This window comes from Cellulomonas sp. NPDC055163 (genome assembly GCF_053607065.1).
On record NZ_JBSGSU010000005.1, the window covers coordinates 1 to 13,481 of the forward strand.

Genomic DNA, 13,481 nt, shown 5'->3' on the forward strand with positions numbered 1-13,481 from the left:
AGGCCCAACGCGACTTCTTCGGCGCCCACACCTACCGCCGCACCGACCGCGAGGGCACCTTCCACACCGAATGGACCCTCGACCGCACCGAGAGCACCACGTGAACGACACCGCCCCCGAGCCGGTCGACGCCGTCACGGCGTCGACCGGCCCGCTCCAGCCCGTGATCCTCGGCGCCGACATCGGCGTCTACGCCCTCGCCCGCTCGTTCCACGAGGCCTACGGCGTCCGCTCGATCGTCGTGAGCGGCGCCGCGCTCGGCCCCGTGGCCGACTCGCGCATCGTCGACAACGTGCTCGTTGCCGACGGCCACGACCCGCGCCAGCTCGTCGACACGCTCGTCGAGGTGGCGCGCGGGCTCACCGGGCGGCGGCTCGTGCTCATGGCGAACTCGGACTGGCTGGTCCGCGTCGTGGTGCAGCACCGCGACGAGCTCGAGCCGTACTACGTGGTCCCGTTCCTGAGCGCGGACCTGCTCGACCAGATCTCCGACAAGGCGACGTTCGCGGAGATCTGCGAGCGGATCGGCATCTCCGTGCCCCGCACCGTGGTGCAGGACTTCGCCCGTGCCGGCGAGCCCGGATGGCAGCCGGTGCCCGTCCCGGCCGGTATCACGTACCCGCTCATCGCGAAGGCGGCGAGCAGCGCGGACTACCAGGACGTCGAGTTCGAGGGCAAGAAGAAGGTCTTCGAGATCAGCGAGCCCGCCGAGCTGGACCGGCTCTGGGTCTCGCTCGCCGGCGCCGGGTTCCGCGGTCGCTTCGTGGTCCAGGAGCTCATTCCCGGCGACGACACGCAGATGCGCTCGATCACCGCGTACGTCGACAGCCGCGGGCAGATCACGCTGCTGTGCTCGGCGCACGTGCTCCTCGAGGAGCACACCCCGTCGGGCCTCGGGAACCCCGCGGCCATGATCACGACCCGCATCGACCCGATGCTCGAGCAGGCCCGGCGCTTCCTCACGGAGACCGGGTACGTCGGCTTCGCCAACTTCGACGTCAAGGTGGACCCGCGCGACGGGTCCTACCGCTTCTTCGAGGTCAACCCGCGCATCGGCCGCAACAACTACTACGTCACGGCCGCCGGGGCGAACCCGATGCGCTTCCTCGTGGAGGACCGCGTCGAGGGCCGTGCCGTCGAGCCGGTCGTCGTCGAGAAGGAGATCCTCTACGCGATCGTCCCGCACCGCCTGCTGCTCAGGTACGTCGCGGACCCCGCCCTCGCGGCGAAGGTCAAGGGCCTCATCAAGGCGGGCGCCGTCGCGCACCCGCTGCGGTACGCGCAGGACTCCGGACCCAAGCGCGTCGCGTACGTGACGCTCGCGCTCGTCAACCAGGTGCGCAAGTTCCGGACCCACTACCCGGAGCTGACCGGCACGGGGTTCTGACCGCCGCCGGTCCCGGGAGCACCGGGCCGGAGCGCCCGGGGCGCACGCACGACGCCGGGTCCCCTTCTCGGGGGCCCGGCGTCGTGGTGTGCGGGTGCGGGGGTGGCGCCGGCTCGGGAGCTGCCGGCGCTCAGCCCAGCTCGCTGGTCCCCGCGTACAGGTGCAGCACGGGGACGTCGAGCTCGTCGCGCGCACGCGACGCCCAGTCGCGGTGGAAGGTGTCCTCGACCGCGTGCGGGTAGGTCACGACGACGACCTCGCGCACCGGGCCCTGCGCGATCGCGGAGCGCAGCGCGGGCAGCGGGTCGTCGGAGACGACCTCGCCGGCGGCGTCGCGACCCGCCTCCGCGAACGCGGCGAGGCTCTCCGCCAGCTGGTCGGCGGCGGTCGCGCGTGCGGTGCGCGGCTCGGGCTCGCGTCCGCGGACCGTGTCGAGGGCCTCGCGCAGCTCGCCCAGGCTGAGCTGGTCGATGAGCGAGACGAGCAGGTTGCGCTCGGTGTCGGCGGGTACGAGGACGCGGTACGCGAGCGTCTCGCCCTCGTGCAGCGACACGATGTGCGCGACGTCGGCGGAGGCGAGCGTGTCCTCGGTCAGGACCAGGATCGTGTCAGTCACGTGGTGGAGCCTAGTGCGCGGGTCCGCCCCGCGAGCGTCCAGCGGCCCACGAGCACGCCGTCGGAGTGCAGCAGGTGCACGGGGGTCGCCGCGACGGCGGCCGGGAGCCACGTCCCCGAGTCGAGCACGCGCGGACCCGGGCCCCCGACCAGCACGGGGCTGGTCGTGAGGCACAGCTCGTCGACGAGGTCGGCCGCGACGAGGTCGGCCAGCAGGTGCGGACCGCCCTCGGCCAGCACCCGCACGAGCCCGCGCTCCGCCAGGCCGTCGAGCGCGCGGGCGAGGTCCACGTCCTCGTCGCCCGCCACGACGACCCGCTCGGCGCCGACCGAGGCGCGCAGGGCCGCGAGCCCGGGGCTCCGGGCCGACGTGACGACGAGCGGGGCGGACGGCGAGTGCAGCAGGTCCTCCGGGATCGAGCCCGACCGCGACACGAGCGCGAGCGTGACGTCCGGCGACTGGCCGCGGCCCACCCGGGCGGCGCGCAGCGGCTCGGGCAGCGGCAGCTCGCGGTACCCCTCCGCCCGTGCCGTGCCCGCTCCGACGAGAAGCACGTCCGCGACGGCGCGCTGGACGACGAACGCGCGGTGGTCCGCGGCGTTGTTGATCGTGCCGGACCGGCCGTCCGGTCCGGTCGCGGAGCCGTCGAGCGTCGAGACCATCGCCGCCCGGACGCTGCTGCGCCGGCCGGGTGCCGGGTCGGGGTGCGCGTAGAGGTCGAGCAGTGACCGCTCGTCGGGGTCGGGTGCGAGGCGGTCACCCGCGCGGGCGAGCGGCAGGAGGACGTCGAACGTGGGTGCGGGCACAGGGTCAGTCTGCGGGGGCGCCCGGCTCGACGCCCGGCGGCTCGACCCGTGGCGGCTCGGCGGGTGCCGGCTCGGCGGGCGGTGGCTCGGCGGGCGGTGGCTCGACACCGGACGACTCGCGCCGCGACGGCCCGATGTCCGACGGCTCGGCGTCGCCCGGCACGTCAGGCCCGGCGCCGGCGCCGCTGCCGCGGTCGGTCCCCGGCGCGCCCGGCGCGGGTCCGGGCGCGGCGTCGAGCACGAGCCCGGCGACCTCGCCGATGACGATGACCGCGGGGGAGCGCACACCCGCGGCGTCGGCCGCGTCCGCGATGTCGGCGAGCGTGCCCCGCGTCGTGCGCTGCTCGGGCGTCGTCCCGCGCTCGACGATCGCGACGGGGGTCGACGCGTCCTTGCCGTGCTCGACGAGGCGCGCGGCCTGGTCGCGCAGCTGGCCGACGCCCATGAGCAGGACGAGCGTGCCCTCGAGCGCGGCGAGCGAGCCCCAGTCCGGCTGCGCCTCGTGCGCCGAGGCGATCGTCACCTGGCGCGACAGCCCGCGGTGCGTGACCGGGATCCCCGCGGCGCCCGGGACCGCGATGGCACTCGTGACGCCCGGTACGACCTCGACGGAGACCCCGGCGGCGACGCACGCGAGGACCTCCTCGCTGCCCCGCCCGAGCACGAACGGGTCGCCCCCCTTGAGCCGGACGACACGCCGGCCCGCGAGCGCCCGCTCGACGAGGACGGCGTTGATCTGGTCCTGGGTCAGCGTGTGCCGGTGGGCGGTCTTGCCGGCCTCGACCACCTCGACGTCGGGGTCGAGGTCGTCGAGCAGCTCGCGCGGCGCGAGCCGGTCGACGACGACGACGTCGGCCTCCGCGAGCAGCCGGCGCCCTCGCGTCGTGATGAGGTCGCGTGCGCCGGGCCCGCCGCCGACGAGCGCGACGGAGCCGGGGCCGGGACGGTGGCGGCGCACGGGCAGCGCGCCGGTGTCGAGCAGGAGGGCGACGGCGTCCTTGATCGCGGCCGCGCGACGGGGGTCCCCGCCCGCGCCGACCGCCACGGTCACGTCACCCGCACGGGCCACCGACGGGGTCCAGGCGCGGGACGCCGCGGGGTCGCCGCCCTTCGAGCACCAGACGCGGGCCGCGTCGGCGTCGGCCGCTACGCGGGTATCCGTCTCGGGGTGCCCGGTCGCGGTGTACGCGAGCCACGCGCCGTCGAGGTCTCCCGAGGCGTAGCGGCGGGCCTCGTGCGTCACGGCGCCCCGGGCGGCGAGCGCCGCGAGCTCGTCGACGACCTCGGGTGCGACGACCCGCACGCGCGCGCCGGCCTCGACGAGCCCGGCGGCACGGCGAGCGGCGACCGGGCCGCCCCCGACGACGAGGACGAGCCGGTCACGGACGTCGAGCAGGAGAGGGAGCCGCACGGGAGCGGACCCTGTCACTGGCCTGCCAGGCCGGTCAAACCACGCGCGTGCAGCACGCGCCGCTCGAGCGGGGAGAACACGAGGAGCTCGATCGCGATGCCGACGGCGAAGATGAGCAGGATCGCCGCGACGACCAGGGACATGTCGCTGACCTCGCGGCCGAGGTTGAGGACCTGGCCGAGGCCGGTGCCGAGTCGCGGGGTGTTCGTGATGAGCTCGGCGGCCATGAGCGAGCGCCACGCGAACGCCCAGCCCTGCTTGAGCCCGCCGAGGAAGCCGGGCAGCGCGGCCGGCAGGAGGACGAAGCGGATCCGGTCCCACCCCTGCGCCCCGAGCACGCGGCCGACGCGCAGGAACAGCGGCGGCACCTGGTCGACGCCCGTGAGGAGCCCGTTGACGATCGAGGGGATCGCGCCGAGCAGCACGACCGCGAAGATCGCGGTGTTGCTCAGCTGGAACCAGATGATCGCCGCGGGGACCCACGCGATCGACGGGAGCGACTGCAGGCCGGTGACGATCGGCCCGAGCGCCCGGCGCAGCAGTGGGATCGTCGCCATCGCCACACCGAGCAGCGTCCCGACGACGACGGACACGAGGAAGCCGATGCCGCCGCGCTGCAGGCTCAGGGCGCTGGCCTTGAGCGCCGTGCCGTCCTGGACCATGGTCACGAACGTCGCCCACACGTCGGCCGGGCCCGGCAGCGCGTAGGACGGCTTGATGCCCGCCGAGTACAGCGCCTGCCAGATCGCGACGAACACGACGAGGGCGAGGGCGGTCGGCCAGAACGCCGACCACGCCGTTCCCGCGGCGCTGCGTCGGGGTGCGACGACCGCGGTGTCGAGCGCGTCGAGCCCCGCCTCGAGGGCCCGTGCGTCGTCCCCGCGGGCGGCGCCCCGGGTGTCGGCGCCGTCGGTGTGCGTCAGGTCAGCGGCCATGGCGGGCGATCTCCCGTCGGAGGTGGTCGGTGATCTCGACGGACAGGTCGGCGACGCCCGTGTCCTCGATGCGGCGCGGCTGCGGCAGGTCGACCGACCACTCGCGCACGATGCGCCCGGGCCGGGAGGACAGCAGGACGACGCGCTGCCCGAGCCGGACGGCCTCCCGCACGTTGTGCGTCACGAAGACGACGGACAGGCCCGTCTCGCGCCAGATGCGGGTGAGCTCGTCGTGCATGACGTCGCGCGTGATGGCGTCGAGCGCGGCGAAGGGCTCGTCCATGAGCAGCACGCGGCCCTCCTGGGCGAGCGCCCGGGCGAGCGCGACGCGCTGGCGCATCCCGCCGGAGAGCTCGTGCACGCGCTTCGGGTGCGACCCCTCGAGGTGCACGAGCTCGAGGAGCCGCTCGGCCTCGGCGCGCCGTGCCACCCGGCCGACGCCCCGCAGCCGCAGGGCGAGCTCGATGTTCTGCCCCGCGGTCAGCCACGGGTACAGCGCCGGCTCCTGGAACATCAGCGCGGGGCGGCCGTCGGGCACCTCGACGGTGCCGTCGCTCGGCGCGTCGAGCCCCGCGACGAGCGACAGGAGCGTCGACTTGCCGCAGCCGGACGCACCGAGCAGGCAGACGAACTCGCCGGGCGCGACGTCCAGGTCGATCCGGTCGAGCACCGGCGGGCGGCTCGCGTCGCCGAAGTGCTTGCTCACACCGGTCAGGCGGACGGCCGGGCGGGGTGCCCCCCCGGCGGCGGGCGTGCTCCCCCCCGCCGCGGTGGTCGCGGACCGTGCGGCCGCGGTCGAGACGCTCGTCATGGCTCTACTCCGATCCGAGGCCCGCGGCCGAGACCGCGGTGAGACCGCGCTCGGCGAGGACCGCGTTGAGGGGGCCGAGGTCGTAGATCCCGTCGAGCTCGACCTCGTCGGAGACCCCGACGGCGGCGGCGTGGTCCGCCGACGTCTGCAGGGACGACGCGATCGGGTCGTTGGTGATCCGCAGGTTCGGCCACGCGCGCTCCAGCACGTCGTCGCCGAGCTTCTTGCCGGTGAGGTCGCCGATCGCCGTGTTCGCGAGCGTCGCGGCCTCCTCGGGGTTGGCCTCGATCCACTCGTTCGTCGTGACCTGGGCCTCGAGGAGCTTCTTGACGGTGCCCGGGTACTGCTCGAGGAACTCGGTCGCCACGATGAGGTGGGTCGTGACGTAGTCGCCCTCGGGCCACAGCTCGCTCTCCTCGAGGAGCACCTTCGCGCCGCCCTCCAGCACGAGGCGCGACGCCCACGGCTCGGGCAGCCAGGCGCCGTCGAGGGTGCCCTGCTTGAACAGGTCGAGGGTCTGCGCGTTCTCCTGCGGGGTGATCTCGACGTCGTTCTGCCCGCCGGTGACGGACGTCTTCAGGCCCTGGTCGAGGAGCCACGCCCGCAGCGCGACGTCCTGGGTGTTGCCGAGCTGCGGGGTCGCCAGCGTCGTGCCGCGCAGGTCCTCGGCGTCGTCGATCCCCTCGCGGACGACGAGCTGCGCGCCGCCCGACGTCGCGCCGGCGACGATGCGCACGGCCTCGCCGTCGGACTTCGCGAACGCGTTGATCGCGGGGTTCGGGCCGATGTACGTCGCGTCGATCGCGCCGCTGAAGAGCGCCTCGACCGCCGCCGGCCCGGCGTTGAAGATCTCGGTCTGGAGCTCGGTGTCGCCGAGGGTCTCCGCGTACGTGCCGTCGGAGACCCCGACGAGCGCGGTGGCGTGCGTGATGTTCGCGAAGTACCCGAGTCGCAGCTCGGGGGCCTCGGCGTCACCGGACCCCGCGGTCGCGGCGGAGTCGGCGGGCGCGGCGGCCTCGCCGGCGGACGAGCACGCGGCGAGGACGGCGACGAGGGCGGCGGAGGCCACGAGGGCGCGGGTCGTGCGGTGGGTACGACGAGGACGACGGAGGGCGGTCATGGCAGGGGTGTCCTTCGGGGGGAGGGGATGACGGGGGCGCTCAGGTCAGAGCGCGCGACATCGCTCCTCCGCACCGGCGAGCCCGACGACGGTCGAGGGGCCGACCATCCCGGCCGCGAGGGTGGTGCCGTCGGCGGGGTCCACGAGCAGGAACGCGCCTGTGCGCCGGTGCTCGGCGTAGTCGTCGAGCACGATCGGCTCGGCGAGCCGCAGCTGCACCGTGCCGATGTCGTTGAGCGCGAGCCGGTCGACCCCCGGCTCGACGGTGAGGGTGTCGATGTGCAGGCGCGAGTCGACGGTGCGCAGGATCGCGCGCACGGTGCGGGTCCCCGAACGCACGAGCACGCGAGCCCCGGGGACGGAGGGGGAGTCCGCGAGCCAGCACAGCGTCCCGGTGAGGTCGGCGCCGGTGACGGGGGCGTCCTCGACGGGCGCCAGCACGTCGCCGCGGGAGATGTCGACGTCGTCGGCGAGGCGCAGCGTGACGGACTGCGGCGCGTGCGCGACGTCGAGCCCGCCGTCGAACGTGTCGATCCCGACGACGCTCGTGCGCCGGCCCGAGGGCAGCACCACGACGTCGTCACCGACCCGCACGACCCCGGACGCGATCCGGCCCGCGTAGCCGCGGTAGTCGGGGTGCTCCGGCGTCTGCGGCCGGATCACGTACTGCACCGGGAAGCGCAGCGGCTCGGTCGTCGGGTCGCGGTCGACCGGGACGGCCTCGAGGTGCTCGAGCAGCGTGGGCCCGGCGTACCAGGGCGTGCGCACCGAGCGGTCCACGACGTTGTCGCCCGCGAGCGCGGACAGGGGGATGGCCCGCACGTCGTGCACGCCGAGGCCGGCGGCGTAGAGCGTGAACTCGTCGGCGATGGCGGTGAAGGTCGCCTCGTCGAAGCCGACGAGGTCCATCTTGTTGACCGCGAGCACGACGTGCGGGACGCCGAGGAGCGCCGCGATGGTCGCGTGCCGGCGCGTCTGCTCGAGCACGCCCTTGCGCGCGTCGACGAGCACGATCGCGAGCTCGGCGGTCGAGGCGCCGGTCACCATGTTCCGCGTGTACTGGACGTGGCCGGGGGTGTCCGCGAGCACGAACGCGCGCGTCGCGGTCGAGAAGTACCGGTAGGCCACGTCGATCGTGATGCCCTGCTCGCGCTCGGCGCGCAGACCGTCGGTGAGCAGCGCGAGGTCGACGACCTCACCGCCGCGCGCCTGGCTGGCGCGCTCGACGGCGGCGAGCTGGTCGGCGAGCACCGACTTGGTGTCGTAGAGCAGGCGCCCGATGAGCGTGCTCTTCCCGTCGTCGACCGAGCCCGCCGTGGCGAGCCGGAGCAGGTCGCGCTCGTGGTGCGTCGAGGGGCCCTGCCCTGCCGCGAGCCCTGCCGCGGGGTCGGCGCGCTCGTCGTGGTCCTGCTGCGTCATCGTCGTCCCCATCAGAAGTAGCCCTCGCGCTTGCGGTCCTCCATCGCGGCCTCCGACGCCCGGTCGTCGGCGCGCGTCGCGCCGCGCTCGGTGAGCCGGCTCACGGCGACCTCGGCGATCACGTCGGCGACCGTCACGGCGTCCGACTCGACCGCGCCGGTGCAGCTCATGTCGCCGACCGTGCGGTACCGGACCTGGCGTCGCTCGACGACCTCGTCGCCGCGCGGACCGCCCCAGTCGCCCGGGGCCAGCCACATGCCGTCGCGCTGGAACACCTCGCGCTCGTGCGCGTAGTAGATCTCCGGGAGCGGGATCCCCTCGCGCTCGATGTAGCGCCACACGTCGAGCTCGGTCCAGTTCGAGAGCGGGAACACGCGTACGTGCTCGCCCTTCGCGTGGCGGCCGTTGTACAGGTCCCACAGCTCGGGGCGCTGGCGGCGCGGGTCCCACTGGCCGAACTCGTCGCGCAGGCTGAACACGCGCTCCTTGGCGCGGGCCTTCTCCTCGTCGCGGCGCCCGCCGCCGAACACGGCGTCGAAGCCGTTCGCGGTGATGCCGTCGAGCAGCGGGACCGTCTGGAGCGCGTTGCGGGAGCCGTCGGGGCGCTCCCGGACGGCGCCCGAGTCGATCGCGTCCTGCACGCTCGCGACCACGAGGCGCAGCCGGTGCTCGGCCACCACGGTGTCGCGGTAGTCGATGACCTCGGGGAAGTTGTGCCCGGTGTCCACGTGCATGACCGCGAACGGCACCGCGGCGGGCCAGAAGGCCTTGCGCGCGAGGTGCAGCATGACGATCGAGTCCTTGCCGCCGCTGAACAGCAGCACCGGGCGCTCGAACTCCCCGGCGACCTCGCGGAAGATGTGGATCGCCTCGGACTCAAGCGCCTCGAGCTGCGTCAGGGGGCGCGCGAGGGCGGCGTCGGCGGGGGCCGGCGCTGTCGTGGTCACGTCCGTGCTCATGTGTGCAGCCCGCATTCCGTCTTGTCCTTCCCCGACCAGCGTCCGGCGCGGGGGTCCTCACCCGGGGCGACCGGGCGCGTGCAGGGCGCGCACCCGATCGACACGTAGCCGAGCTGGCGCAGGGGGTTCAGCAGGACCTGGTGCTCGGTCGCGTAGGCGTCGATCTGGTCCTGCGTCCACGCCGCGAGCGGGTTGAGCTTGACCTTGTCCCGCTTGGCGTCCCAGCCGACGACCGTGATGTCGGTGCGCGTCGGGGCGTCCTCGCGGCGCATCCCGGTGACCCACGCGCCGTACGGCGCGAGCCCGCGCTCGAGCGGCTCGACCTTGCGCAGCGCGCAGCACAGGTTCGGGTCGCGGTCGTGCAGCCGCGGCCCGTGCTCGGCGTCCTGCTCCGCGACGGTGCGCAGCGGCAGGATCGTCCGCAGCCGGATGTCGGTGGTCTCGGCGAACGCGTCGCGCGTCCCGATGGTCTCCGCGAAGTGGTACCCGGTGTCGAGGAAGATCACGTCGACGCCCGGCACCGCGCGGCTCGCGAGGTGCACGAGCACCTCGTCGCCCATCGACGAGGCGACGACGAGGTCACCGCCGAACGTCTCGCCCGCCCACGTGAGGATCTCGGACGGGTGGGCGCCCTCGAGCTCGGCGCCGGCGCGCTCCGCGAGCGTGCGCAGCGCGTCCTTGTCGTGCACGACGGTGCTCATGACCCCACCACTAGTCCGAGGAACTTCACGCTGAACACCCGGGTGCACCCCCGGCACTCCCACTCGCCGCCGCGCGGCCCCGCCGGCCGCAGGTCCTCGCCCGCGCAGAACGGGCAGTAGTACGGCGTCACGTGCCCGGAGTCGGTCTCGCTCATCGCAGGTCCGCCTCCTCGGCGCGCAGCGCCCACTCGGCGAAGGACTCGCCGTCGAGGCGGGCGTGGTCGAACCGGGTCGCGACGCGCTCGACGTAGTCGGGCAGGTCCTCCGCGGCGATCCGCAGCCCGCGCAGCGTCCGGCCGAGGTGGCTGTCGACGCCGAGGCTCCCGCCGAGGTGGACCTGGTAGCCCTCCTCGCCGCCCGCGAGCGCACCCTTGAGGCCGATGTCGGCGACCTGGATGCGGGCGCACGAGTTCGGGCAGCCGTTGAGGTTGATCGTCAGGGGGTGCTCGAACGTCGGCAGGCGCCGCTCGAGCTCGTCGACGAGCGCCGCGCCGCGCGCCTTGGTCTCGACGATCGCGAGCTTGCAGAACTCGATCCCGGTGCAGGCCATCGTGCCGCGGCGGAACGTCGACGCGTTGCGCACCTGCAGGCCGAGGGCCTCGAGGCCGTCGACGAGGGCGTCGACCCGCTCGGCGGCGACGTCGAGCACGACGAGCTTCTGCTCGACGGTCAGCCGCACCCGGCCGCTGCCGGCCTGCTCGACGAGGTCGGCGACCTCCGTCAGCAGCGGCCCGCTGATCCGCCCGACGCTCGGGGCGGCGCCGACGTAGAAGCGGCCGTCGACCTGCGGGTGCACGCCGACGTGGTCCCGGCGTCCGAGCGGGGGAGCGGCGGGCTCGGGCCCGTCCACGAGGCGGCGACCGAGGTACTCCTGCTCGAGAACGTCGCGGAAGAGCTGCGGACCCCAGTCGGCCATGAGGAACTTCAGGCGCGCGCGGTTGCGCAGGCGGCGGTAGCCGTAGTCGCGGAAGATGCCGACGACGCCGGCCCACACGTCGGGGACGTCCTCGAGCGGGACGAACGCGCCGAGGCGCCGGGCCAGCATCGGGTTCGCCGCGAGCGCCCCGCCGACCCACAGGTCGAAGCCGGGGCCGAGCTCGGGGTGCACGACGCCGACGAACGAGACGTCGTTGATCTCGTGCACGACGTCGTGGTGCGGGGAGCCGCTGATCGCGGTCTTGAACTTGCGCGGCAGGTTCGAGTACGCCGGATCGCCGATGTACTGGCCCTGGATGATGTCGATCGCCGGCGTGCCGTCGATGATCTCGTCGGCCGCGACGCCCGCGACGGGGGAGCCGAGGATGACGCGGGGCACGTCGCCGCACGCCTCCTGGGTCGTGAGGCCGACGGCCTCGAGGCGGCGCCAGATCTCGGGGACGTCCTCGATGCGGACCCAGTGCAGCTGGATGTTCTGCCGGTCGGTGATGTCGGCGGTGCCGCGCCCGAACTCGGTCGACAGCTCGCCGACCGTGCGCAGCTGGGCCAGCGACAGCCGGCCGCCGTCGCAGCGGACCCGGAGCATGAAGTACTCGTCGTCGAGCTCGTGCGGCTCGAGGGTCGCGGTCTTGCCGCCGTCGATGCCGGGCTTGCGCTGCGTGTACAGGCCCCACCAGCGCATGCGCCCGCGCAGGTCCTGCCCGGGGATCGACGCGAAGCCGTCGCGCGAGTAGACCTCCTCGATGCGCCGGCGGACGTTCAGGCCGTCGTCGTCCTGCTTGAACTGCTCGTTCGCGTTGAGCGGCTCACGCTGGTCGAAGGCCCACTGGCCCTCGTTCTTGGTCGCCGGCGGGGCGATCCGAGTCTGCGCCATCGGGCGCTACCTCCGGGGATCGTGGGCGCGCGGGCCACGTCCTGCCGCCGCTGGGGGCGGGGTGCCGGGACGGGGCGAGCACCCGGCACAGAAAGGGACGGGTCGACTCAGGCGATCCGCGGACAGCAGCAGAAGGTGCGCGCGTCCGCAGCGCCGCCACAGGGGCGACAGCACGGACACATCGGCGACTTCAGCACCTGACGAGGATGACCGACGTAACCCGTTCAGGGGAGAGCGTGACCAGCACGTGAGACGCCGTGGTCGCGATGCGGGACGGCCGGTGTCGTCATGCGGACCAGGACGGGCGTCCGAGGGTCAGGGACACCCCTCACCAGCGTCTCCGCCGGGCGCGGCGGCTTCGGTCGCGCCGCCGTACGCTGGAGGTGATGAGCACCCCCGCGCACGACACCGCACCCGCGGCGCCCGCCGCCGCACCCGCTCCGGCGGCTGCCGCACCCGCTCCGACGCCCGGCGTCGTCACCAGCCTCACGTCCCGCCGGCCCGCGGTGCCGACCGAGCGGCTCCTCGCCGAGCTCGTGCCGCCGCGCCACTTCGCCGACGAGTCCTTCGACACCTACCGGCCCGACCCCGCGCACGCGAGCCAGGCACACGTGCTCGCCCGGCTCCGCGAGGTCGCCGGGGAGGTCGGCGCCCGCACCGACCGCCCCTGGTGGCGGCCCGCGCGCCGCACCGCACCGCCCGCGGTGTACCTCGACGGCGGCTTCGGAGTCGGCAAGACCCACCTGCTCGCCTCGCTCGCGAAGGAGCACGGCGAGCACGCCGCGTTCGGCACGTTCGTGGAGTACACCAACCTTGTCGGCGCCCTCGGCTTCGGGCCCACGGTCGAGGCGCTCGGGCGGCGCAGGCTCGTCTGCATCGACGAGTTCGAGCTCGACGACCCGGGCGACACCGTCCTGATGTCCCGGCTCCTGCGCGAGCTCGCCGACCGCGGGGTCGCGCTCGCGGCCACGTCCAACACGTTGCCGGGGTCGCTCGGCGAGGGCCGGTTCGCCGCCGAGGACTTCCTGCGCGAGATCCAGGCGCTCGCGGACCGCTTCGAGGTCCTGCGCGTCGACGGCGAGGACTACCGCCACCGCGCCGTCGTGACCGACACCGCGCCGCTCGACGACGCCGCGGTCCGGGCCGCGGCGTCGCGCGTCCCCGGCGCGAGCCTCGACGCGTTCGACGCGCTGCTCGAGCACCTCGCGACCGTGCACCCGAGCCGGTACGGCGCGCTCCTCGACGGCGTGACGCTCGCCGGGTTCACCGGCGTGCGACCTGTGCCGGGGCAGGACGTCGCGCTCCGGCTCGTCGTGCTCGTCGACCGGCTCTACGACCGTGACGTGCCCGTGCTGCTCGGCGGCGGCCACGCCGGCGAGCTGTTCTCCGCGGAGATGCTGGCCGGGGGCTACCGCAAGAAGTACTACCGGGCGCTCTCGCGGCTCGGGGCGCTCGCGGAGGTCGGGCGGACGACCGCGACGGTCTGAGCGGGCGCCCCGCCGCCGG

General features: G+C 74.4%; 14 protein-coding genes. 3 read left to right on the top strand and 11 right to left on the bottom strand.

Going from position 1 to position 13,481, the window contains the following annotated elements; translation table 11 throughout:
* Positions 1-104, top strand: a 104-nt coding sequence (locus ACWFNE_RS10550; RefSeq protein ID WP_452122740.1) for a hypothetical protein, incomplete at its 5' end; no start/stop codon positions are given.
* Entirely contained in the window at positions 101-1,387 is a 1,287-nt protein-coding gene (locus ACWFNE_RS10555; RefSeq protein ID WP_452122379.1) for a carboxylate--amine ligase, read from the top strand. The genes ACWFNE_RS10550 and ACWFNE_RS10555, both read left to right, overlap by 4 nt.
* 130 nt (positions 1,388-1,517) lie before the next feature.
* Here ACWFNE_RS10555 and ACWFNE_RS10560 read toward each other — a convergent pair whose 3' ends face one another.
* Genes ACWFNE_RS10560 through ACWFNE_RS10610 form a run of 11 tightly spaced genes read right to left on the bottom strand, consistent with a single transcriptional unit; the run spans position 1,518 to position 11,975 of the window.
* Complete coding sequence (locus ACWFNE_RS10560) at positions 1,518-2,003, bottom strand: hypothetical protein (protein ID WP_452122380.1); 486 nt, start codon at positions 2,001-2,003, stop codon at positions 1,518-1,520.
* Positions 2,000-2,809: a dihydrofolate reductase family protein gene (locus ACWFNE_RS10565; protein ID WP_452122381.1), complete on the bottom strand. Its 810-nt coding sequence runs from the start codon at positions 2,807-2,809 to the stop codon at positions 2,000-2,002. The genes ACWFNE_RS10560 and ACWFNE_RS10565 overlap by 4 nt, the downstream gene beginning before the upstream one ends.
* 4 nt (positions 2,810-2,813) lie before the next feature.
* Entirely contained in the window at positions 2,814-4,220 is a 1,407-nt protein-coding gene (gene cobA, locus ACWFNE_RS10570; protein WP_452122382.1) for a uroporphyrinogen-III C-methyltransferase, read from the bottom strand.
* Between the two features lie 14 nt (positions 4,221-4,234).
* The gene (locus ACWFNE_RS10575; RefSeq protein WP_452122383.1) at positions 4,235-5,155 is read right to left on the bottom strand and encodes an ABC transporter permease; all 921 of its coding nucleotides are present in this window, start codon (positions 5,153-5,155) and stop codon (positions 4,235-4,237) included.
* Positions 5,145-5,966 (bottom strand): ABC transporter ATP-binding protein, encoded by an 822-nt coding sequence (locus ACWFNE_RS10580; protein WP_452122384.1) that lies wholly within the window; start codon positions 5,964-5,966, stop codon positions 5,145-5,147. Before ACWFNE_RS10580 ends, ACWFNE_RS10575 begins: the two co-directional genes overlap by 11 nt.
* Positions 5,967-5,970: 4 nt before the next feature.
* Positions 5,971-7,086: an ABC transporter substrate-binding protein gene (locus ACWFNE_RS10585; protein WP_452122385.1), complete on the bottom strand. Its 1,116-nt coding sequence runs from the start codon at positions 7,084-7,086 to the stop codon at positions 5,971-5,973.
* Positions 7,087-7,131: 45 nt separating this feature from the next.
* Positions 7,132-8,505: a sulfate adenylyltransferase subunit 1 gene (locus ACWFNE_RS10590; protein WP_452122386.1), complete on the bottom strand. Its 1,374-nt coding sequence runs from the start codon at positions 8,503-8,505 to the stop codon at positions 7,132-7,134.
* A gap of 11 nt (positions 8,506-8,516) precedes the next feature.
* The gene (gene cysD, locus ACWFNE_RS10595; protein ID WP_452122387.1) at positions 8,517-9,464 is read right to left on the bottom strand and encodes a sulfate adenylyltransferase subunit CysD; all 948 of its coding nucleotides are present in this window, start codon (positions 9,462-9,464) and stop codon (positions 8,517-8,519) included.
* Positions 9,461-10,165, bottom strand: a complete 705-nt coding sequence (locus ACWFNE_RS10600; protein ID WP_452122388.1) for a phosphoadenylyl-sulfate reductase — start codon at positions 10,163-10,165, stop codon at positions 9,461-9,463. The genes cysD and ACWFNE_RS10600 overlap by 4 nt, the downstream gene beginning before the upstream one ends.
* Positions 10,162-10,320, bottom strand: a complete 159-nt coding sequence (locus tag ACWFNE_RS10605; protein WP_412867775.1) for an eL43 family ribosomal protein — start codon at positions 10,318-10,320, stop codon at positions 10,162-10,164. Before ACWFNE_RS10605 ends, ACWFNE_RS10600 begins: the two co-directional genes overlap by 4 nt.
* Complete coding sequence (locus ACWFNE_RS10610; RefSeq protein WP_452122389.1) at positions 10,317-11,975, bottom strand: nitrite/sulfite reductase; 1,659 nt, start codon at positions 11,973-11,975, stop codon at positions 10,317-10,319. Before ACWFNE_RS10610 ends, ACWFNE_RS10605 begins: the two co-directional genes overlap by 4 nt.
* 386 nt (positions 11,976-12,361) lie before the next feature.
* Between ACWFNE_RS10610 and zapE the strand changes: the two genes are divergently transcribed.
* On the top strand, positions 12,362-13,462 hold the full coding sequence (zapE, locus tag ACWFNE_RS10615; RefSeq protein WP_452122390.1) for a cell division protein ZapE: 1,101 nt from the start codon (positions 12,362-12,364) through the stop codon (positions 13,460-13,462).
* Positions 13,463-13,481: the final 19 nt, after the last annotated feature.